Source organism: Pandoraea capi, assembly GCF_902459735.1.
GTDB classification, from domain to species: Bacteria; Pseudomonadota; Gammaproteobacteria; order Burkholderiales; family Burkholderiaceae; genus Pandoraea; species Pandoraea capi.
The window spans coordinates 1-778 of record NZ_CABPRV010000027.1 but is presented as its reverse complement, the minus strand read 5'-3'; the positions used below and the strand labels follow the sequence as shown (position 1 = coordinate 778).

Below are 778 nucleotides of genomic sequence, written 5' to 3'. Positions count from 1 at the left end.
CGAAAAGAGCGAAAAAAACTGTTGACGACGACGAGAAGCTGCGACATAATCTCACTTCTCTGCTGCTGATGCAGCGACGCAGAAAACGAAGCGACGGCGCGGTAAGTGTGCGACGAAGCAAAGTCAGATGCGATTGATCTTTAAAAATTGAACAACCGATAAGTGTGGGCACTCGATGAATAGTGCGTCTGCTTCGGCAGATAAGCTTTAAATTTATTGAGGCTCACATAGTAATAGGTAAGTTAAGTAATTAACTTGTCAGCATACTTTGAGAGCGACCGGTTCTAGCGATTTATCGCGAAAAACCGAAAACAGTAACAGGTTTAAACTGAAGAGTTTGATCCTGGCTCAGATTGAACGCTGGCGGCATGCCTTACACATGCAAGTCGAACGGCAGCACGGGTGCTTGCACCTGGTGGCGAGTGGCGAACGGGTGAGTAATATATCGGAACGTACCTTGTAGTGGGGGATAGCTCGGCGAAAGCCGGATTAATACCGCATACGCTCTGAGGAGGAAAGCGGGGGACCTTCGGGCCTCGCGCTACAAGAGCGGCCGATATCAGATTAGCTAGTTGGTGAGGTAAAAGCTCACCAAGGCGACGATCTGTAGCTGGTCTGAGAGGACGACCAGCCACACTGGGACTGAGACACGGCCCAGACTCCTACGGGAGGCAGCAGTGGGGAATTTTGGACAATGGGCGAAAGCCTGATCCAGCAATGCCGCGTGTGTGAAGAAGGCCTTCGGGTTGTAAAGCACTTTTGTCCGGAAAGAAATCCT

The 778-nt window shown here is 50.5% G+C and carries 1 rRNA gene; it reads left to right on the top strand.

From position 1 onward, the window contains the following. Positions 1-325: 325 nt before the first annotated feature. A 16S ribosomal RNA gene (locus PCA20602_RS25470) occupies positions 326-778 on the top strand; the annotation flags it as partial.